This is a genomic window from Phyllobacterium sp. SYP-B3895 (assembly GCF_009647635.1).
GTDB classification, from domain to species: domain Bacteria; phylum Pseudomonadota; class Alphaproteobacteria; order Rhizobiales; family Rhizobiaceae; genus Phyllobacterium; species Phyllobacterium pellucidum.
In genome coordinates this window covers 921515-941014 of record NZ_WJIG01000001.1, presented here as the reverse complement: position 1 = coordinate 941014, position 19500 = coordinate 921515, and the positions used below count along the sequence as shown (strand labels likewise).

19 protein-coding genes are annotated in these 19500 nt (G+C 60.0%); 10 read left to right on the top strand and 9 right to left on the bottom strand.

All coding sequences use genetic code 11. The features are described 5' to 3' along the window. Window positions 1-609 (bottom strand): TetR/AcrR family transcriptional regulator, encoded by a 609-nt coding sequence (locus tag GF108_RS04510; RefSeq protein ID WP_153667011.1) that lies wholly within the window; start codon window positions 607-609, stop codon window positions 1-3. Window positions 610-710: 101 nt separating this feature from the next. Between GF108_RS04510 and GF108_RS04505 the strand changes: the two genes are divergently transcribed. Next, complete coding sequence (locus GF108_RS04505) at window positions 711-1451, top strand: SDR family oxidoreductase (protein WP_153667010.1); 741 nt, start codon at window positions 711-713, stop codon at window positions 1449-1451. Between the two features lie 9 nt (window positions 1452-1460). Here GF108_RS04505 and GF108_RS04500 read toward each other — a convergent pair whose 3' ends face one another. Next, window positions 1461-1850 (bottom strand): DUF983 domain-containing protein, encoded by a 390-nt coding sequence (locus GF108_RS04500; protein WP_027231046.1) that lies wholly within the window; start codon window positions 1848-1850, stop codon window positions 1461-1463. A gap of 191 nt (window positions 1851-2041) precedes the next feature. On the opposite strand from GF108_RS04500, the gene GF108_RS04495 reads away from it, so the two are divergent. Next, on the top strand, window positions 2042-3412 hold the full coding sequence (locus GF108_RS04495; RefSeq protein ID WP_153667009.1) for a PLP-dependent aminotransferase family protein: 1371 nt from the start codon (window positions 2042-2044) through the stop codon (window positions 3410-3412). Between the two features lie 14 nt (window positions 3413-3426). Here GF108_RS04495 and GF108_RS04490 read toward each other — a convergent pair whose 3' ends face one another. Continuing rightward, complete coding sequence (locus GF108_RS04490) at window positions 3427-3996, bottom strand: methylated-DNA--[protein]-cysteine S-methyltransferase (protein ID WP_153667008.1); 570 nt, start codon at window positions 3994-3996, stop codon at window positions 3427-3429. A gap of 64 nt (window positions 3997-4060) precedes the next feature. Then, complete coding sequence (locus GF108_RS04485; protein ID WP_153667007.1) at window positions 4061-4834, bottom strand: DeoR/GlpR family DNA-binding transcription regulator; 774 nt, start codon at window positions 4832-4834, stop codon at window positions 4061-4063. Between the two features lie 374 nt (window positions 4835-5208). On the opposite strand from GF108_RS04485, the gene GF108_RS04480 reads away from it, so the two are divergent. From GF108_RS04480 to ppa, 6 genes are all read left to right on the top strand, one after another. Continuing rightward, window positions 5209-6126, top strand: coding sequence for a choline/ethanolamine kinase family protein (locus GF108_RS04480; RefSeq protein ID WP_153667006.1), 918 nt, complete (start codon window positions 5209-5211; stop codon window positions 6124-6126). Next, the gene (locus GF108_RS04475) at window positions 6123-8564 is read left to right on the top strand and encodes an FAD-dependent oxidoreductase (RefSeq protein WP_153667005.1); all 2442 of its coding nucleotides are present in this window, start codon (window positions 6123-6125) and stop codon (window positions 8562-8564) included. Before GF108_RS04480 ends, GF108_RS04475 begins: the two co-directional genes overlap by 4 nt. A gap of 248 nt (window positions 8565-8812) precedes the next feature. Next, a complete protein-coding gene (mgtE, locus tag GF108_RS04470) occupies window positions 8813-10198 on the top strand; it encodes a magnesium transporter (RefSeq protein ID WP_153667004.1) in 1386 nt (461 codons plus the stop codon). A 187-nt stretch (window positions 10199-10385) separates the two neighbouring features. Beyond that, a complete protein-coding gene (gene typA, locus GF108_RS04465) occupies window positions 10386-12212 on the top strand; it encodes a translational GTPase TypA (RefSeq protein ID WP_153667003.1) in 1827 nt (608 codons plus the stop codon). A 130-nt stretch (window positions 12213-12342) separates the two neighbouring features. Beyond that, a complete protein-coding gene (locus GF108_RS04460) occupies window positions 12343-12849 on the top strand; it encodes a GNAT family N-acetyltransferase (protein WP_153667002.1) in 507 nt (168 codons plus the stop codon). Between the two features lie 161 nt (window positions 12850-13010). Further along, window positions 13011-13550, top strand: coding sequence for an inorganic diphosphatase (gene ppa, locus GF108_RS04455; protein WP_027231038.1), 540 nt, complete (start codon window positions 13011-13013; stop codon window positions 13548-13550). A gap of 3 nt (window positions 13551-13553) precedes the next feature. Here ppa and GF108_RS04450 read toward each other — a convergent pair whose 3' ends face one another. Both GF108_RS04450 and GF108_RS04445 read right to left on the bottom strand, forming a co-directional pair. Next, entirely contained in the window at window positions 13554-13910 is a 357-nt protein-coding gene (locus GF108_RS04450; RefSeq protein WP_370462074.1) for a DUF167 family protein, read from the bottom strand. Continuing rightward, complete coding sequence (locus GF108_RS04445) at window positions 13880-14170, bottom strand: YggT family protein (RefSeq protein ID WP_027231036.1); 291 nt, start codon at window positions 14168-14170, stop codon at window positions 13880-13882. The genes GF108_RS04450 and GF108_RS04445 overlap by 31 nt, the downstream gene beginning before the upstream one ends. A gap of 253 nt (window positions 14171-14423) precedes the next feature. On the opposite strand from GF108_RS04445, the gene aqpZ reads away from it, so the two are divergent. Both aqpZ and GF108_RS04435 read left to right on the top strand, forming a co-directional pair. Continuing rightward, window positions 14424-15110, top strand: coding sequence for an aquaporin Z (gene aqpZ / locus GF108_RS04440; protein ID WP_153667001.1), 687 nt, complete (start codon window positions 14424-14426; stop codon window positions 15108-15110). 123 nt (window positions 15111-15233) lie between these two features. Beyond that, window positions 15234-16475 carry an MFS transporter gene (locus GF108_RS04435; RefSeq protein ID WP_153667000.1) on the top strand — a complete coding sequence of 414 codons (1242 nt, stop codon included), beginning with the start codon at window positions 15234-15236 and terminating at the stop codon, window positions 16473-16475. Here the strand turns inward: GF108_RS04435 and GF108_RS04430 are convergent. The 3 genes from GF108_RS04430 to GF108_RS04420 all read right to left on the bottom strand — a co-directional run bounded on the left by GF108_RS04430 (window position 16472) and on the right by GF108_RS04420 (window position 19498). Next, window positions 16472-17233, bottom strand: a complete 762-nt coding sequence (locus tag GF108_RS04430) for a glutamine amidotransferase (RefSeq protein WP_153666999.1) — start codon at window positions 17231-17233, stop codon at window positions 16472-16474. The two genes, GF108_RS04435 and GF108_RS04430, sit on opposite strands and share 4 nt — an antisense overlap. Window positions 17234-17244: 11 nt before the next feature. After that, a complete protein-coding gene (locus tag GF108_RS04425; protein WP_113280004.1) occupies window positions 17245-17721 on the bottom strand; it encodes a TerB family tellurite resistance protein in 477 nt (158 codons plus the stop codon). A 115-nt stretch (window positions 17722-17836) separates the two neighbouring features. Further along, window positions 17837-19498, bottom strand: coding sequence for a heme biosynthesis protein HemY (locus tag GF108_RS04420; RefSeq protein ID WP_153666998.1), 1662 nt, complete (start codon window positions 19496-19498; stop codon window positions 17837-17839). Window positions 19499-19500: the final 2 nt, after the last annotated feature.

Below are 19500 nucleotides of genomic sequence, written 5' to 3'. Positions count from 1 at the left end.
CTAACCAGCGCCGGCAATCAGCGAATCCCAGGCCGCCATGGCGGCCTGGGCGGTGCGCATCAGCGTCTCGCGCGACGCGCCGTCGCGGGCGGTGATCGACATGCCATGCTGGACCGTCGCGTAGAACTCGGCAATCTGATCGCTATCGACGCTTGACGGTAGCTCGCCCTCGCTGATTGCGCGTTGCAGCCGGTCGCGCAGTTTGACAGCGTTGCCGAGGCGTTGTTCCTTCAAAAGAGCGCAGGCCGGTTCCGATCCGCGTTCGCCGTGAAGCGCGCCAAGAACGACAAGGCAGCCGTGCGGCTGATCGGGCTGCGAATAGGCGAGCGCCGTTTCTTGCAGAAAATTTGCAAAGCCTTCCCGAGCCGTGGGCGCTTCCAAGGCCTCCCAGATCTCCAGCCCAACATTTCTTTGGTAGAGTTCAAGCGCCTGCTCGAACAATCCGGCCTTGCTGCCGAAGGCGGCGTAGAGACTAGGCGCGTTGATCTCCATTACCTCGGTAAGGTCGGTCATGGAGGCGCCTTCGTAGCCGCGCGACCAGAATAGCTCCATGGCGCGAGCCAGGGCTTCTTCCCTATTGAATGAGCGCGGGCGTCCGCGTGGCGGCATCGTCAGAACCCTTCTGTAGTGATCAATATATAAATAGCTTGACGGTTGTGCGCAAGCATCTTAGGTATTTATGTATCGATCATTACATAAAGGAAGATTGCATGTCTCGTCTCGACAACAAAGTCGCATTCGTCACCGGTGGCAGCCGCGGCATCGGCGCTGCGATCGCTCTGAAACTTGCTGAGGATGGTGCCGATATCGCCCTTACCTATACCAGCAGCGCGCAGAAGGCCGAGGCTGTGGTCAATTCAATCGAGGCCCTCGGACGCAAGGCAATCGCCATCAAGGCGGACAATCTTGACGCCGCCGCCGTCGAGGCTGCTGTCCAGGAAGCGCACGCGCGTTTTGGTCGGCTCGATATCCTGGTGAACAGCGCCGGCGTCTTCTCGGTGGACCAGATCGAAACGGCGAGCCTTGCGGAGTTCGACCGCGTCATGTCCATCCATGTCCGTGCCAGCTTCGTCGCCTCCAAAGCGGCCGCAGCCCTCATGAGTGCCGGCGGACGTATCGTGTCGATCGGCAGCAATCTCGGTGAGCGTGTACCGTTCACGGGGCTCAGCATCTATGCGACCAGCAAGGCTGCGCTGACGGGCCTGACGAAAGCGCTAGCGCGTGACCTTGGCCCGAAGGAGATTACCGTCAATATCGTTCAGCCCGGCTCCACCGATACGGACATGAACCCGGCCGACGGCGATCATGCCGACGCCCAGCGCGCTCTCATGGCGATTCCGCGCTTCGGCAGGGCTCAGGATATTGCCGGGGTGGTCGCCTTTCTTTCGGGCGATGAAGGTCGCTTCATCACAGGCGCATCGCTGACCGTCGACGGCGGCACCAACATCTGATCGTGCAGGTTAAAGGTCACCCTTGCGAACAAGCTTGCCTTCTTCGGCCTTGTGGAAATATTGCGAGCAGACGAGCCAGCCCTTCAACGGCCGCAACAGGATCAGGCTGCCGAGCAGCGTCAGCGGCAGTGTCGTGATGAGATGCAGCCAGATTGATACTTCGTAGGTCGTCTGCAGCCACAGCGCGAAAAGCATCGCTGGAACAGCAACGATCGTCATGGCGAAGAAGGCGGGCCCGTCGGCGGGATCGGCAAAGGAATAGTCGAGACCGCAGACCTCGCAGGACGGAGCAAGTTTCAGGAAGCCATTGAACAAATGCCCCTGCTGGCACTGGGGGCAACGTCCGAGAATGCCCGTCTTCATCGGATTCTCTGTCGCATGATAGTGAGCGTCTGACATTTGCGTGGCCTTTCGCGGCTGCATATTGTATGGCACATACACCCATACAAGCAATCGATGTTTGAACTCAATATACGCCATTTTCGCGAAACTTAAAGCCACAGTTGAGCAATAGCGACAAAATGGCTTGCTATCCTGCAGCATCTCCCCTAATTGTATGGAGAATATGTCCCTACAATTAGGTGACCTTGATGACATGGAAGCCTCGAATTGCTGTTGACGCCCGCTACAAGCACGAGGGCATCGCGGATGCATTGCGAGCCGATATTGCTTCCGGTGCCGTCAACTCCGGCGATGCCCTGCCGCCACAGCGTGAAATTGCACGCGAACTCGGCGTTGATCTGACGACAGTAACACGTGCCCTGAACGAGGTGCGTCGGTCGGGCCACATCGAGGGCCGCATCGGTTCCGGCACATTCGTAAAGGCGCCTGCCGTTCAGGCGGCTGTTGCAACACAGTCAAATGAACTCGATTTGACCATGAACATACCTCCGCAACCCGCGGACCTACCCGCCCGCATCGCAAACGGCATCAGCGCCCTTCTCGCCAATGGACAAAACCGGCTGTTGTCCTACCAGGAAACGGCCGGAAGCGCGTCGTCCCGAGCGGCGGCAGCGTCCTGGCTCGCTCCGCGTCTCGGTGCTGCGCCCGAAAAGGATCGCCTCGTCGTTGCCGGCGGGGCTCAGAGCGCCCTATTTGCCGTCTGTAATCTTCTCGGCTCCGGCGCAACCATAGCGGCGGGCGCGTCAACCTATCCGGGGCTCAAATCTGCAGCGTCATCCCTTGGCCTCAAGCTGTACCCACTCGCCATGGATGAAGCCGGCATTACGCCAGAAAGCTTCGAGGAATGCTGCCGCAATGAGCCGCCCAAAGCACTCTACATTATTCCGTCCATAGACAACCCGACCACCGCGACGATGCCGCTTGAGCGGCGGCGAACCATTGCTGCAATCGCCGCTCGCCATAGGGTGGCTATCATCGAAGACGATCCTTATGCGGAACTGCTCGACAAGCCGATACCGGCGCTTGCGGCGCTCGCCCCCGACCTGACATGGCACATCGCCACCTTGTCGAAATGCGTGGCTCCGGCTCTGCGCATTGCTTTCGTCGCCTGTCCTTCGGCGCTCGATGCCCTGAAGCTTGGTTCCAGCCTGCGTGCCAGCAATCCGGGTCCATCGCCGCTACTCACCGCGCTCGCGGCCGATTTCATTCAGACGGGAACGCTCCGTGAGATCGCGACCACCATCAGATCGGAAAGCCGGGAACGCCAGGCCCTCGCGGCACGGATTCTTAAAGACTGGACCTATAGAGCCGAACCTGGCGGACATCATCTCTGGCTATCGCTGCCACAGCAATGGCACGCCGGAGAATTTGCCGCGCTCGCCGTTCGCTCCGGGCTGGGTGTCGTGCCAGCCTCGGCGTTCAGCATCGGGGCCCCAAGCATGGAGGCGGTCCGTGTTTCCCTCGGCGCTGCTCCTGACAGGACCCGGCTGGAACAGGGCCTTGTCCTGCTCGACCGCCTGCTGCGCGAACCGAAGTTCAGCCCTGGTATGATTGTATAGGCGCTGCGCGGTTCTCAGAACAGAGAGCCCTGAGCGGTTATCGGATGAAATGCCGGACGGGTTGCCCTAGCGGCGAAGGTGCGGTGCTCAAGGTCAATGAGCAACCGCTTGCGCCGCTGGCCGCCGCCATAGCCCGTCAACGATCCATCCGCACCGATGACTCGGTGGCACGGAACCACGATAGCGACGCGGTTCTGGCCATTGGCGGCGCCGACAGCGCGGCGGGCATTCGGGCGGCCCATAGCGCGTGCCATCTCCCCGTAGCTCCGGGTCTGGCCGTAGGGTATTTCGCGGAGCCGATCCCAGACTTCATTCTGGAACGCATTCCCCGGCAGGACGAGCGGCGTTTCAAATACGGTCAATTCCCCCGCAAAATAAGCAGCAAGCTCCGCCTCGATCTGATCGAGGACTGCATTTCGCCCCGGCTCGATCATATAGCCATAGCGTCGTTGCAACTCATCGACTTCCGAGGGAAGAGCGGGGCGGTCAGCAAATTCTAGCAGGGACAGCCCCTCGCCACTTGCCATGGCGATCATTGGTCCAAGCTGTGTTTCGATCGTGTCGCGAAGTAAGTGCCTGGTCATGTAGCGACCTCCTGATTCGGTCCAGATCGTACCATTCTGCCGAGGCCAGCCAATCCGATTCCTGTCAGGCGTGCGCCGTCGCCGATGCTACGGTCACATTGGTGCCCGCGGCGTGAAGCGCCTGCACAATGTCGCTCGGGGGATCGCGGTCGGTCACGAGCTCGTCGATGCCGTTAAAGTCGCAAACCTGCACGAGACCGCGCCGTCCGAACTTTGATGCGTCCGTTATCGCTATTGTCCTGGCACCACGCGATAGCACCGTGCGGGCAAACTCTGCCTCTTCGAGGTCGTAGTCCGTTATGCCTCCCGGCGTGTCGAGCGCGCCCACCGAGATGACCGCATGGGCAACGCTGAAGCGGCTGACGAATTCGATAGCGGAAACCCCAAAGGCGGCGCCGCTGTCGCTGCGCAATTCGCCGCCCGCCATGAACACCCTGTTGCCGTTCACCGTTGCGAGCGTGCGCGCAATATCGGAGGAGTTCGTGACCACGGTCAGGTTGCGGTGCTGCAGCAACTCGCGGGCAAGAAAGCTTGTCGTCGTGCCTGTATCGAGCATCACCGACTCTCCATCGCGGATTGTCGCGGCCACCCATTGCGCAATCACCCGCTTGGCGCTCGCATTTTCGCGCATGCGCAATTCGAACGGCGCCTCGCCAATATGCTGCGGCAGCCCGACGGCGCCATGGATGCGCGTGAGAACGCCCGAATCCGTCATGGGCTTGACGTCGCGCCTGATGGTTTCGAGCGAAACGCCGAGCTTGTTCGCAAGATCGGAGATCGAGATCGTACCTTCCTCTTGCAGTAATCGCCGAATTTCACCGCGCCGTTTTGCACTCATGCCAAAACCTCAAATTTGATGCCTAAACCGCACCATTACCACATATTTTACCATTATCAGGCGATAAAGCCACATTATGCCACATAAATATGTTGACAGATGCGCGAACTTGGCAGACCATCTCGTTAATGGGGTTGGTGGTAGTGCGCGGTTAGACTGGCTCACCATGAGGAGGGCCATCCTTGCAGGTACCCAAGATACCGCGAGGATCCTGAGTGAAAGTCTTTGCCATAGACGGATTGCTTGTTCACGGAGAGTCCACAACCTTCAGCGGACAGGTTGCCTTCCTCGTGGTGAGTCAGTCTGACCGCGCACTTTTTTTCCGCTCGCCGACCGGCGCGTTCCTGCCGGGCCATATACGGTAGGCGTCGCCAATGGCTCCCGCGCCTGACGTGCATCCTGGTGAGCCCGCAGCGCGACGCATCGCGGCGCTTCCCATCTGGCAAGGCGAGATAAAGGTTGCCCTTTTGAAGGGCGGCATCAGCAATGAAAGCTACGTGGTAGAGGATGCGAGCCGCAAATATGTGGTGCGCTTCGGCACGGACTATCCGTTTCACCACGTGTTCCGCCAGCGCGAGGTGATGACCGCGCGTGCTGCGCACCTTGCCGGATTTGCGCCGGAAGTCTTTCACGCCGGCGACGGCGTCATGGTGACGGCATTCCTCGGTGCTCGAACCTATGACGCCCGCGATGTGCGCGCCAATATTCCGCGAATTGCCGACATGGTCCGCCAGTTCCATACGCGTATGCCCGAACATATTCGCGGACCCGGGTTCATGTTCTGGGTCTTCCATGTCATTCGCGACTATGCCCGAACCCTGGAAGCCGGCAAAAGCCGCTTGGCGCATCAACTTCCCGTCTATCTGGCGATCTCCGACGAAATGGAGGCGGCGCAAAAACCCCTGCCGATCATCTTCAGCCATAATGATCTTCTTCCTGCCAATATCCTCGATGACGGGGAAAGGCTGTGGCTCATCGATTTCGAATATGCCGGGTTCTCGACGGCGATGTTCGACCTTGCCGGGCTGGCCTCAAACGCAGGGTTTGATGCAGACGAGTCCGAGGCATTGCTTGATGCCTATTTCCGGGCGAGGCCCGATACCGTACTGACCCGCGCGCACGCCGCCATGCAATGCGCTTCGCTGCTGCGCGAGGCGATGTGGAGCATGGTCTCGGAACTGCATCTGAAGGCGCCAGGCGTCGATTACGTCGCCTATACGACCGAGAATTTACAGCGGCTGGACGAAGCGCTGGACCACTACAGAACATTATACGGAAAGACCACACCATGAGCCTGCCAACCCATGCGCAGATCGTCGTCATCGGCGGCGGTATTATCGGGTGCTCGACAGCTTACCATCTTGCGAGGGACCACAAGGCCGATGTCGTTCTCCTCGAAATGGGCCAGTTGACGTCCGGCTCGACCTGGCATGCGGCGGGACTTGTCGGCCAGTTGCGCTCGTCGGCCTCGATCACGCGGGTTCTTAAATATTCCGTCGACTTGTACAAACGGCTCGACGCTGAAACCGGTCTCGCCACCGGCTGGAAGATGACCGGGTGCCTGCGCCTCGCAACCAATGACGATCGCTGGACCGAGTTTCGCCGGCTGGCCACCACCGCGCGCAGCTTCGGCATGGATATGCATCTGCTTTCCCCGCAGGAGGTTAAATCCATGTTCCCGCTCATGGAGGTGGGCGATCTCATCGGCGCGAGCTGGTTGCCGACGGATGGTCAGGCGAGCCCTTCGGACATCACCCAATCGCTGGCGCGCGGCGCGCGCATCCACGGCGCCAAGCTCATCGAGAATGTCCGGGTCACCGGATTTGAGATGGACAACGGCCGCATCGTCAAGGTGAAGACCGACAAGGGCGACATCGCCTGTGAGAAGGTCGTCAACTGTGCGGGCCAATGGGCGCGGCAGGTAGGCGAAATGGCCGGCATCAATGTGCCGCTGCAACCGGTCAAGCACCAGTACATCATCACCGACAGGATCGAGGGCCTGTCTGCCGAGGCACCCACGATCCGCGATCCCGACCGCCGTACCTATTTCAAGGAAGAAGTCGGCGGGCTGGTGATGGGCGGCTATGAACCGAATCCGCAGGCCTGGACGACGGGGGACGTGCCGAACGACTGGCAGTTCCGCCTGTTCGACGATGATTTCGACCATTTCGAACAGCACATGGTCCAGGCCATCGATCGAATACCCGCCATGGCAAACGTTGGCGTGAAGCAGATGATCAACGGGCCGGAAAGTTTCACCCCCGACGGCAATTTCATTCTCGGCATCGCACCCGAATGCGCCAACATGTTCGTCGGCGCCGGCTTCAACGCCTTCGGCATTGCCTCGGGTGGCGGCGCCGGCTGGGTGCTGGCGCAATGGGTGGTCGACGGGGAATCGCCGCTTGATCTTTGGGCTGTCGATATCCGCCGATTTTCCAATCTGCACCGCGATCGCCAGTGGGTGCTCGACCGCACGCTCGAAGCCTATGGCAAGCATTACACCATCGGCTTTCCCCATGAAGAATACACCTCAGGCAGACCGGCCATCGTCTCGCCGCTCTATGATCGCCTCAAGCAGCATCGCGCCGTGTTCGGCTCGAAGCTTGGATGGGAGCGGCCGAACTGGTTCGCACCTGAAGGGATGACGGCCGAGGACATCTATTCCATGGGCCGGCAGAACTGGTTCAAAGCCGTCGGCGACGAGCACCGGCACGTGCGCGAGAAAGTCGGCATCTTCGATCAGTCGTCGTTTGCCAAGTACGAGCTTAGCGGCAAGGACGCCGGCAAGGCGCTCGACTACATCTGCGCCAACGACGTCTCGAAGCCAGTCGGCCGGCTTACCTATACGCAGATGCTCAACACGCGAGGCGGCATCGAGTGCGACCTGACCGTGGCCCGGCTCGCGGACGACAGGTTCTACATCGTCACCGGCACCGGCTTCCGGACGCACGATTTCGCCTGGATCCGGGATCATATCGGCAGCGATCTAGATGCGACGCTCGATGACATAACGGAGAGCTTCGGAACGCTCTCGTTGATGGGGCCGAACGCGCGCGACGTGCTGGCCAGGGTGACGACAAGCGACGTTGGCAATGCCGCCTTCCCGTTCGGCCACGTGCGCGAGATAGACATCGCCGGCACCACAGTCCGGGCGCTACGGGTTACCTATGTGGGCGAACTCGGCTGGGAATTGCACGTTCCAATCGCCGCGACCGGCGCTGTATTCGATGTGCTCATGCAGGCGGGCGAGCCTTTCGAAATCAGGCCGGTAGGCTACCGCGCCCTCGAATCGCTGCGTCTCGAAAAAGGCTATCGCGCCTGGGGCAGCGACATCACCCCGAATGACTCTCCCTTTGAAGCCGGCCTGGGTTGGGCGGTCAAGCTCAAGAGCAACACCGATTTTCTCGGCAGGCAAGCAGCGGAGGCCACGCGCAATGCCCCGCTTAAGAAGCGTCTGGTGGGGATCACGGTTATCGACAGGGACGTCGTTCTGCTTGGACGCGAAACGATCCTGCGCAATGGCGAACCGGTGGGCTATCTCACCAGCGGCGGCTTTGGCTATACCGTCGATAGCCCTATCGGTTACGGCTATATCCGCAATGCAGAAGGTGTCGATGACGCATTCCTGGCCGAAGGCAAGTACGAGCTCATTGTCGCCAACGAGCCGTTCGCCGCAAAGGTCCATATCGAGCCACTTTACGACCTGCGCAATGAGCGAATAAGAGCCTGAGGCGGCGCACGAAGATGTGTTCCCTGCCGTTTTCCGCCGGGGCTTGACATTAATCCTGGACAAGACCAAATGACAGCGCGCTGGGTCGCTCGTTTGCGTCCAACGTATCTTTCAACCGGAGTTTATCTCTAATGCCCAACGACGACAGTCAAAGTCGATTGTTTGCGCCGTCATCGGCGATCGTGGCCTGTTGAGAGATCAGCTCGCCTCGGTCCCCGTGACGGCGGATCGACAGAAAGGCGAGCAAAATGAACGACCTTCGCTTTACCCAAGGAGTGGTTGATGCCGGTTCGGCACCGGCCGCAACCATTGCCGAACAGCTGGCAACCATGCAGGCTGCCGATGCCGTCGAGCTTCTCAACGAACTCGAACTGAATGATATCGTCGGCATCATTGCCGAGATGCCGCGCGACCATGCGGTGCTTATTCTTGACCAGCCGGAATTGCATTCGGCAGGCGCCATCATCGAGGCGCTTCCCGACGCCATCGCATGCGAACTGCTCGACGCCATGTCGGCAGACCGCGTCACCGATATCTTCCACGAACTCGATGCCGAGGCGCGGGACCGGCTGTTTCCAAGCCTTGGCCACGAAACCCAGCAGGCCCTTGCCAAACTGCTGCGCTATCCGCCCCATACAGCCGGCAGCCTGATGACGACCGAATTCGTAAGCGTCCCCGCGAACTGGAGCGTTGCGCGCACGCTACAACACATTCGCGAGGTCGAACGGTCCCGCGAGACGGTCTACGCCATCTATGTGATCGATCCTGAGAACCGCAGCCTGCTGCGCGCAGTGGCCCTTCGCCGCCTGATCGCCAGCGAGCCCGAAGCCTCGATCATGACCGTGGGCCGCGACGTTGCGCCGGTCACCGTGGGACCGCTTACCGATCAGGAGGATGTGGCTCGCCTGTTCCGCAAGCACGACCTCCTCGCGGTTCCCGTGGTTAATGACGGCAACCAGATCATCGGCATCGTGACCGTCGATGATGTGATCGACGCCATGACCCAGGAGATGACCGAGGATACGCTGAAGTTCGGCGGCATGGAGGCTTTGAACAAGCCCTATATGCAGATCGGCTTCCTTCAGATGATCCGCAAGCGCGCGGGCTGGCTCGGCGTCCTTTTCCTCAGCGAAATGCTGACAGCGAGCGCCATGCAGCACTTCGAGGGCGAACTCGAGAAGGCCGTCGTGCTGACCTTGTTCATCCCGCTCATCATGAGTTCGGGCGGTAATTCAGGCTCGCAGGCGACCTCCCTCTTGATCCGCGCCCTTGCCCTGCAGGAGTTGCGGCTGAAGGACTGGTGGCGGGTCGCGCTGCGGGAACTCCCGACCGGCATCGTGCTCGGCACTTTCCTTGGCCTGATCGGCGTCATTCGCATCTCGACCTGGCAGATGCTCGGCCTCTACGATTATGGCGTCCATTGGCATCTCGTCGCGGCAACGGTCGGCACGGCTCTTGTCGGTATTGTCACTTTCGGGTCGCTGGCTGGTTCCATGCTGCCGTTCATCCTGCAGAAGATCGGTTTCGACCCGGCGAGCGCCTCCGCGCCCTTCGTGGCAACGCTTGTCGACGTCACCGGCCTCATCATCTACTTTAGCATCGCCCTGATGATCCTGTCGGGAACATTGCTTTGAAACTGCGCGCGGCGGACGGTTCTCGTTCGCCGCGCACGACCCCCCGCGCAGAAGCGCATCTGCATGGCTGCAATGCAGGCCCCAAATGCTTTGACCCCTTTCGCAATTGCGAAAAAACATGTATGGAGCGCGCAAATGTAAAGCGGCGCATCATATGTGGCGTCCCTAATCTTCCAAAGAGAACCCAATGAAACTGCGCAACATCGCGATCATCGCACACGTTGACCATGGCAAAACCACGCTCGTTGACGAACTCCTGAAACAGTCCGGCAATTTCCGCGACAACCAGCGCGTCGCCGAGCGCATGATGGATTCCAACGACATCGAAAAGGAACGCGGGATCACCATTCTCGCCAAGGCCACGTCGGTCGTCTGGAAGGACACGCGCATCAACATCGTCGACACGCCCGGACACGCCGATTTCGGCGGCGAGGTCGAACGCATTCTCAGCATGGTCGACGGCGCGATCGTTCTCGTTGACGCAGCCGAAGGCCCGATGCCGCAGACGAAATTCGTCGTCGGCAAGGCGCTGAAGGTTGGGCTCCGTCCGATCGTCGCGATCAACAAGATCGACCGCCCCGACGCACGCCACGAAGAAGTCGTCAACGAGGTCTTCGACCTCTTCGCCGCCCTCGACGCGACCGACGAACAGCTCGACTTCCCAATCCTCTACGGTTCCGGCCGCAGCGGCTGGATGGCCAAGAACCCGGAAGGCCCGCAGGACCAGGGCCTTGCCCCACTGTTCGACCTCGTGCTTGAGCACGTGCCGGAACCGACCGTCGGCGAAGGCCCGTTCCGCATGATCGGTACGATCCTCGAGGCCGATCCGTTCCTCGGCCGTATCATCACCGGCCGCATTCACTCCGGTACCGTAAAGTCGAACCAGCAAGCCAAGGTTCTCCATGGCGACGGGACGCAGCTCGAAACCGGCCGCATTTCCAAGATCCTGGCTTTCCGCGGTCTTGAACGCCAGCCGATCGAAGAAGCCCAGGCAGGCGACATCGTTGCGATCGCCGGACTGCAGAAGGGCACCGTGGCTGATACCTTCTGTTCGCCGGAAGTTACCGAACCCCTGCAGGCACAGCCAATCGATCCGCCGACCGTCACCATGTCGTTCATCGTCAACGACTCGCCGCTTGCCGGCACCGAAGGCGACAAGGTTACGAGCCGCGTCATTCGCGATCGCCTGTTCAAGGAGGCCGAGGGCAATGTTGCGCTGCGCATCGAGGAATCGAGCGACAAGGATTCGTTCTACGTGTCCGGCCGCGGCGAATTGCAGCTGGCGGTCCTGATCGAGAACATGCGCCGCGAAGGCTTCGAACTTGGCGTGTCGCGTCCGCGCGTCGTCATGCAGAAGGACGAGAATGGCAACATGCTCGAGCCGATCGAGGAAGTTCTCATCGACGTCGACGAGGAGTATTCCGGCACGGTCGTGCAGAAGATGTCGGAGCGCAAGGCCGAGATGGTCGAGTTGCGCCCCTCCGGCGGCAATCGCGTACGCCTTGTGTTTCATGCGCCGACGCGCGGCCTCATCGGCTACCAGTCGGAGCTTCTGACCGACACGCGCGGCACCGCCATCATGAACCGCCTTTTCCGCGCCTATGAACCCTACAAGGGCGAAATCGCCGGCCGCAACAATGGCGTTCTGATCTCGAACGATCAGGGCGAGTCGGTGGCCTTTGCCATGTGGAACCTCGAAGATCGCGGCCCGATGATCATCGACGCTGGTATCAAAGTCTATGCAGGCATGATTATCGGCATTCATTCGCGTGACAACGATCTCGAAGTCAACGTGCTGAAGGGCAAGAAGCTCACCAACATCCGGGCCGCCGGTAAGGACGAGGCCGTCAAGCTGACGCCGCCGATCCGCATGACGCTTGAGCGCGCCCTGTCATGGATCCAGGACGACGAACTCGTCGAAGTGACGCCGAAGTCAATCCGCCTGCGCAAGCTCTACCTCGATTCCAACGAGCGCAAGCGCTTCGAAAAGAGCAAGACCGCCGGCGCGGCATAAGCCAGCCGGACCAAATATCCAATTGCAAGGGCGGCCATTTGGTCGCCCTTTCTTTTTCGTAAACTCAGCCAAATTTCGGTCGCGATCCCAGTTGCCCAAGGTCGGCCCTCGGGTCTATGGTTAAGAAACCATGAACACCCATGTGATCGAGATAAGACGGGCTAAACTGGCCGACGCCGAGGCGATTTCGGACATTCATGTTGCCGCCTGGAGAGGTGCCTATACCGGCATCATTCCGCATCGCGCGCTCAATACCATGCTGCAGCGCCGCGGATCGGCGTGGTGGGCGCGCGCCATCCAGCGCTCGACGCAAATACTTGTTGCGGACATTGGCGGCGTGGTGGCTGGCTATGCGACCCTTGGGCCAAATCGCACACGGCAATTGCCGCAGAAGGGCGAGGTCTACGAGCTCTATATCAGGCCGGAATATCAGGGCTTTGGCCTTGGCACACGACTTCTCGGCGCGGCAAAGCGCAGCCTGGTCGACCAGGGGATGAAAGGATTGGTCGTCTGGGCGCTCGAAGACAATGGCCTTGCCACCTCATTCTACGAGGGCGCCGGCGGCCGCGATATCGCCGAAGGGGTCGAATGTTTCGAAGGCAAGACCTTGAAGAAACTCGCCTTCGTGTGGAATTGACGGCTTCCGCAATGCCAGCCGTTAAGACTGAAGTCGCTCCACTTCTTTACCGGCCGCAAGGGCGGCCTCTCATGCGCTCGCCGCGGCTCAGGCGACGCTCTTGTTGCGCCGGCTCCTAAAAGTCAGTACAGCACTCCCAAACCAACAAGGACTCTAAAAATATGCGCATCGATGCCATTCCCGTCGGCAACAATCCCCCCGAAGACGTCAACGTGATCATCGAAGTTCCGGTCGGCGGTCAGCCGATCAAGTACGAACTCGATAAGGATTCCGGCGCGCTGTTTGTCGATCGCTTCCTGCACACGCCGATGACTTATCCGGGCAATTACGGCTTCGTACCGCACACATTGTCGGACGACGGCGACCCGATCGACGTTCTGATCTGCAACACGCGCGCGCTGATGCCGACCAGCATCATCAATGTCCGCCCAATCGGTGTTCTCGTCATGGAGGACAATAAGGGCCAGGACGAGAAGATCATCGCCGTTCCCTCTCCGCACCTTACCCTTCGCTACGAGAAGGTTCACAACTACACGGACTTGCCGGATATCACCCTCAAGCAGATCCAGCACTTCTTCGAGCACTACAAGGATCTCGAGCCCGGCAAATGGGTGAAGATTGGTGACTGGGGCGATGAAGATGCCGCCCGCCAGCTCATCACCGAGGCCATGGAGCGCCACAAGGCCAAGACCGCCTCGTAAAAACTATGCCTTGGGCGATCCCAGCGCTTCGAGCTTCGGAGCCAATGCGTGCGGGTCGCCCAGGATTTTTATCTGCTTGAGCCGGGATGTCGCTCCCGCTACGAGCGCTACCTCACCTGTCGCAACGCCAAGCTCCTTGGCCAGAAGCTTTTCCAGCGCCGCATTCGCCTTGCCATCCTCGGGCACTGCCCTAACGCGCACCTTCAGGTGAGCGTGCAGATCCGCTGCAAGCGCCACCCCTTCGACCGCATCCTTTGCGGATTTAGGCGTCAAACGTACGAATACGAGGACGCCGTCCGTCATCTTGCGGAAGCAGCTCTGCCGGTCGATCAAACCAGCAACGGCGCGATTGTCGTCCACAACAGCTGGCGGATGAAGAAGATGATCAGCAGGAGCACGATCGGCGATATGTCGATGCCTCCAAGATCAGGCAGGAAGCGGCGGATCGGGCGCAGCGCCGGTTCGGTGACGCGGAACAGGAAATCGCCGACGGAAGCAACGAACCGGTTGCTCGAATTAATGACGTTGAAGGCGTAAAGCCACGAGAAAATGGCGCTGGCGATAATGATCCAGGTGTAGATATCGAGGGCAAGATCGATGGTGCGGATGAGGGCGAGCATTCGTTTCTCCTAACAGTCACGCCGACATGTAGCGATTGACCCGGCTAGGGGCAAGAGGCCGTCGTAGTGATGGCGCTTTGCGATGATTATTCATTATACTAACGTAGTATAGATTTAGTACTTTGATGATTACAACTACCACACCCCCTGAGACACCACTTGTGTGGAAATATTATTGAGTTAAAAAACGTAATTAACTTTGCTCACATGATTCGATCTATTTTGTTTAGATTTTTTATTTAAGGGGGTTTCCATGCTGAATAAACTATCTGCCGAATTCTTCGGAACGTTTTGGCTTGTACTCGGTGGCTGCGGCAGCGCTGTTATTGCGGCAGCATTTCCAGCTGTCGGTATTGGTTTGCTTGGCGTTGCATTGGCCTTTGGTCTTACGGTTCTTACCATGGCCTTTGCCGTCGGCAGTATCTCCGGCGGACACTTTAATCCCGCCGTGTCACTTGGACTTGCCATTGCCGGCCGGTTCGAATTCAAGGACGTCATTCCCTATTGGGTCGCCCAACTGGCGGGCGCCATCGTCGCTGCCGCAGTGCTTTATCTCATTGCCTCCGGCAAGGCCGATTTTGCCGTTGGAGGGTTCGCGTCTAACGGCTATGGCGATCTTTCGCCCGGCAAATACACGTTCACTTCGGCGCTGGTGATCGAGATCGTCATGACCGCTTTCTTTCTCATCATCATCCTCGGGGCGACATCGGCTGCAGTACCGGCCGGATTTGCGCCTATCCCCATTGGCCTCGGCCTGACACTGATCCACCTTGTGTCGATCCCGGTCACCAATACGTCGGTTAACCCGGCACGTTCGACCGGTGTCGCCCTGTTTGCCGAGACGGCAGCGCTCAGCCAGCTGTGGCTGTTCTGGGTTGCGCCCCTGATTGGTGCCGCGCTCGGCGCGATCATCTGGAAAGCCTTGCTCGGGAAGGATTGACCTTCAACGATCACAAGGAGGGCCGGCTCGCCGGCCCTCCTTGGATTATTTCGCAATTGCTTATCCCATTTCGGTTCGAACTGGTTTAAAAGGGCCTCCAGATTCCGGAGCCTTTCAAGCAAAATGTCCTCGCCAGAAACGACAGCGGCGCATGACCGCTACGCCGCCTTTCGCCATTCGTCCTTCACGCTCTATTGGCTAGCCCGCTTTTGCGGCTCTTTTGCCATCCAGATTATCAGCGTGTCGGTCGGCTGGCAGATCTACGACCTGACGCGCGATCCCTTCTATCTCGGCATTGTCGGGCTTGTGCAATTTGCCCCATCCCTGCTCCTGGTGCTGATCACGGGTGCAGCGGCCGACCGCTTCGGGCGCCGGCTTATCATGGGCCTTTCGCTCTGCGTCGAACTCGTCTGCGCCGTGCTGCTGCTCCTTCTCACCATCGCTCACATGTTTTCGCCGGCACTGGTTTTCGTCATTCTTGCGGGCTTTGGCATTGGCCGCGCCTTCCTTGGACCGGCGTCCGCGTCGCTCGTCGTCAACCTCGTCCCGACTGAGGATTTCTCCAACGCCGTCTCTTGGAATTCGTCTGCATGGCAGATTGCCGCGATTGTTGGTCCGGTCGTCGGTGGCTTGCTCTACGGCATTTCGCCGATCGTCGCCTATGGCATAGCGAGCGCCATGCTTGCGGCGGCCGCCGCCTGTACATTCGCCATTCCAAAGCCGGCCCAGCATACGCTTTCCGAAACACGCTCATTGCAGACGCTCCTTGCCGGCTTTCACTATATCTGGAAGGAGAAGGTGGTCCTCGGCGCTATCTCGCTCGATCTCTTCGCCGTGCTTCTCGGCGGCGCAGTCGCCCTATTGCCGGTTTATGCCCGCGACATCCTGCAACTTGGGCCTTGGGGTCTAGGCATGCTGCGCGCAGCGCCGGGGATCGGTGCTATCTTGACCGCCGTGTGGCTCACCGGTCACCCGATCCGCGATCACGCCGGGATAATCATGTTTGCCTTCGTCGCGCTTTTCGGCCTGCTGACGATCATGTTCGGCGTTTCGAACATCGCCTGGCTATCGATCGTCGTTCTCGCCCTGATGGGTGCCGCCGATATGGTGAGCGTATATATCCGCGAAACGCTGCTGCAATTGTGGACGCCAGATCATGTCCGTGGCCGGGTGAATGCGGTTAACATGGTCTTCGTCGGGGCTTCCAACGAACTCGGTGAATTCCGAGCCGGCATCATGGCCTCGCTGATCGGCACCATACCTGCCGTAGTCTTCGGTGGCATCGGCACTGTCGCGGTTGCCGGTCTTTGGGCCTACTGGTTTCCGCAATTGCGCAAGGCGCGCAATCTTCAGGGCAGAACCTAGAGCACGTCTCGCCGGGACAGCTTGTTAGACGGGGCCGGAACGCCAAAGATCGTCGCCAGGAAGCCGTGCAGCCAGACCTTTAGCACGGCATCGTGGATCATGCGGCCCTCGAGATGCGCCCTTCCATGCTGGGCGCCGCAGAGTGCAAAACGCTCGGACCCGCGAACAACCCACCGCTGCATCATCGCGCGGGTCAGCTCCGCATGGAACTGGACGCCCCAGGCATTGTTGCCATAGCGGAAGGCCTGATTGGGATAGCTTTCGCCTGTCGCAAGCAGCGTGGCGGTCTGCGGCAGTTCGAAACCCTCGCGGTGGAAATGATAAACCATCGAGGGCCAGTCCATCAGGGCGCTGCCGGCTTCGGTTGCCTGTAGCGGATACCAGCCAATTTCGACGAGGCCTTGCGGGTGCGGCCCAACCTTGCCGCCAAGATGATTGGCGAGCATCTGCGCACCGAGGCAAATGCCAAGGAAAGGCTTGTCCTCGGCGAGCGGGACGGCCAGCCAATCGGTTTCGGTGCGGACGAAATCATCGGGATCGTTGGCGCTCATCGGGCCGCCGAAAATGACGGCGCCGGCATGGTCTTCCAGCGTTTCCGGAAGCGGGTCGCCGAGCGGCGGCCTGCGGATATCGAGTGCGAAACCCGATTCAATCAAAAGATGGCCGACGCGGCCCGGACTTGAACGTTCCTGATGCAGAACCGTAAGGATCTTCGGCCGCTGCGGCTGCCTGTTTTCCATCCAGTCCGTCTGGAACATTCGCTCCGATCCTATTCCTCGACAACCGGCTGCTTGGCGCGTTCGGCAGCTTTTTGCTTCATGGTCACGCGATCACGCGTCGATACACCGATCAACTCCGCCACGCGCCAGACCACGTTGTCCTCCAGTTCGTGCGCGGTGCCGTCGGCATAGACTACATCCCACATGAGTTCAATGAAACGAATGCGCGCCTCTTCGTCAAGATTGCGCTTGATGATGCTGGTGAAGCTGTAAAGATCGACGGCCTCCTGGTCGGCCTGTTCGCCATCGTCGAGAAGACGCTTCAAGGCCTCGCCTTTCAGGCCGTAGGCTTCCGATATCAACTGCGAAACCCGCTTGCGCTCAGATTTGCGCCGTTCACCATCAGCGTCCATGACGTGGAACAGAAGCGCCGCAGCCGCCAGCCGCGGATCGTTCTTAGAAAAATGATCCTTGTCGCCTTCTCCGGACGGCAGGGCCTTGAAGAATGTCACGAGGCGATCGAGCATATAGAGTCTTTCGGTATCTTGTGGGAGGGAAGATCAGTCAACAGATAGCGTGGGAGGCACGGTCCTGTCACTGTACAAGTTGCCGCAAAAGGCGAGCACGACTGCCAACTCGCAACTAGAACAGCCGGAACTTCTTGTTTGCGCGCTCTTCCTGATATTCCGGACGCACGCCCGGATCATCCGGGACCGGGATGACGAGTTCAGCGTCTTGCTGGGGTTCGTCCGGGGTCGGCGGCATTTTCGCTGTTTTTTCCGCAGGTTGCGTCTTCGAAGCTACATCTTCCTCTGGCTTTGGCGCTGGCTGGAGTTGGACGATCTCTGCATCCACGACATCCGCATCGTCGCGCGACACCTTTGCGGCGGCATTGCCGCGGCCTTCGATCCTTGGAGGTATCAGCGGCTTCACATCTTCGCGAGGTGGCGCGGATGCCGCCGGCGTTTCGGCCATCGCTTCGTCGAATTCGCGCTGGTAATCGATCACAGGCCCAAGTTGCTCCACCGGAACCTTCCATTCGAAGGCGTTGAGCTTGCCGGTGACAGGCGACGCGGGCGCCCATTGGTCGGATACATAGCCGTCGGCCGTCCATGCGGGATCGCGGGGCGCCTTGACCGCCCGCGAAAGCCACTGCCGCACGCGGCCCTGGTCGCCGGTTTGCGCTTCCTCGATATCGGCGAGCAGCAGGTAGGCGCTCTCGCGCGGCGCACTGCGCAAAACAGCCTCGGCAGCTTCACGCGCTTCCCTGAGTTCGCCAGCCGCAAGGGCAGCATTGGCAATGGCGAGATTGGATTCCGGGTGGTGCGGATAGAGCGCCGCGAGGTGGCGTGCACGTTTCAACCGATCGATGGCCGAATCGCCAAGCCGGGCGTGGACGAACGTCTCGGCGACGTCCGGGTGCGGCTGTTTCTTCCAGACATATTCGAGGATCTTCGATCCCTTGCGAAGTTCGCTCTGCTGAAACAAAACCTTGGCCGCGATAATCGCAGCCGGGATCAAATCCGGCGCCAGTTTGTTGGCCTCGATTGCGATCGGCCGTGCGCTGACGGGATCTGCATCGAAGAGATCTATGGCCTTGGCGGTCAGCAGCGCCGCCCGTTCCCGCTTCACCTGATCCTTGTCGATCTGCTTGCCTGCCTTCTGCTTCTCGAGAAGCGCCAGCGCTCCGTCCCAGTCGCCGTGGGTTGTCTTCTGGCCGAGTGCCGCCGACGTTGCCCATTCGACGTTGGGTGCGAGTTGCGCAGCCTCCTCGGCATAATGGCGCGAGGCATCCCTCGCCCCGAGACGCTGCGCTTCCAGATAGAGACCGCGCAGGCCAAGCAGCTTCGTTTCGGGATCATCCAGCATGGCCTCGAATTTTGCCCGCGCATCGTCGGCGCGCCCTTCGAGCATTGCCGCCTGGGCATCAAGCAGCTTGATCAACGGTTCCTGGTCGACATTCAAAAGCTTCTCCGCCTGTTTGACCATCCGCAATGCTGTTGGTCCATCGCCGGCACCCGCCGCGATCAACCCGGTCGAAAGCGATTGATAGCCGCGATCACGCTTGCGCGCCCGGAAATGCCGGCGCAAGGCATAGGGTGATGCGACGAGGCTCTTGATCGCCCACCAGGTCAGCATCACAGCGGCCACGACTGCAACAACGGCCGACGCAGCGACCATCAGCGTTACCTTGTATTGCATGCCGCCGAAAGTGACCAACAGATCGCCGGGCCGGTCGGCGAGCCACGCAAATCCGATACCGAGAAGCAGAACGACAAAGATGAATGTAAGAAGACGCGCCATGA

What these genes read in the sequence shown, in the direction of transcription:
- GF108_RS04495 (WP_153667009.1), top strand. Translation starts at nt 2,042, where the DNA reads ATGACATGGAAGCCTCGAATTGCTGTTGACGCCCGCTACAAGCACGAG.
- GF108_RS04480 (WP_153667006.1), top strand. Translation starts at nt 5,209, where the DNA reads ATGGCTCCCGCGCCTGACGTGCATCCTGGTGAGCCCGCAGCGCGACGC.
- GF108_RS04445 (WP_027231036.1), bottom strand. Translation starts at nt 14,170, where the DNA reads ATGCTCGCCCTCATCCGCACCATCGATCTTGCCCTCGATATCTACACC.
- GF108_RS04505 (WP_153667010.1), top strand. Translation starts at nt 711, where the DNA reads ATGTCTCGTCTCGACAACAAAGTCGCATTCGTCACCGGTGGCAGCCGC.
- mgtE (WP_153667004.1), top strand. Translation starts at nt 8,813, where the DNA reads ATGAACGACCTTCGCTTTACCCAAGGAGTGGTTGATGCCGGTTCGGCA.
- GF108_RS04500 (WP_027231046.1), bottom strand. Translation starts at nt 1,850, where the DNA reads ATGTCAGACGCTCACTATCATGCGACAGAGAATCCGATGAAGACGGGC.
- GF108_RS04460 (WP_153667002.1), top strand. Translation starts at nt 12,343, where the DNA reads ATGAACACCCATGTGATCGAGATAAGACGGGCTAAACTGGCCGACGCC.
- typA (WP_153667003.1), top strand. Translation starts at nt 10,386, where the DNA reads ATGAAACTGCGCAACATCGCGATCATCGCACACGTTGACCATGGCAAA.
- GF108_RS04485 (WP_153667007.1), bottom strand. Translation starts at nt 4,834, where the DNA reads ATGAGTGCAAAACGGCGCGGTGAAATTCGGCGATTACTGCAAGAGGAA.
- GF108_RS04510 (WP_153667011.1), bottom strand. Translation starts at nt 609, where the DNA reads ATGCCGCCACGCGGACGCCCGCGCTCATTCAATAGGGAAGAAGCCCTG.
- GF108_RS04420 (WP_153666998.1), bottom strand. Translation starts at nt 19,498, where the DNA reads ATGGCGCGTCTTCTTACATTCATCTTTGTCGTTCTGCTTCTCGGTATC.
- ppa (WP_027231038.1), top strand. Translation starts at nt 13,011, where the DNA reads ATGCGCATCGATGCCATTCCCGTCGGCAACAATCCCCCCGAAGACGTC.
- aqpZ (WP_153667001.1), top strand. Translation starts at nt 14,424, where the DNA reads ATGCTGAATAAACTATCTGCCGAATTCTTCGGAACGTTTTGGCTTGTA.
- GF108_RS04425 (WP_113280004.1), bottom strand. Translation starts at nt 17,721, where the DNA reads ATGCTCGATCGCCTCGTGACATTCTTCAAGGCCCTGCCGTCCGGAGAA.
- GF108_RS04475 (WP_153667005.1), top strand. Translation starts at nt 6,123, where the DNA reads ATGAGCCTGCCAACCCATGCGCAGATCGTCGTCATCGGCGGCGGTATT.
- GF108_RS04430 (WP_153666999.1), bottom strand. Translation starts at nt 17,233, where the DNA reads ATGTTCCAGACGGACTGGATGGAAAACAGGCAGCCGCAGCGGCCGAAG.
- GF108_RS04435 (WP_153667000.1), top strand. Translation starts at nt 15,234, where the DNA reads ATGTCCTCGCCAGAAACGACAGCGGCGCATGACCGCTACGCCGCCTTT.
- GF108_RS04490 (WP_153667008.1), bottom strand. Translation starts at nt 3,996, where the DNA reads ATGACCAGGCACTTACTTCGCGACACGATCGAAACACAGCTTGGACCA.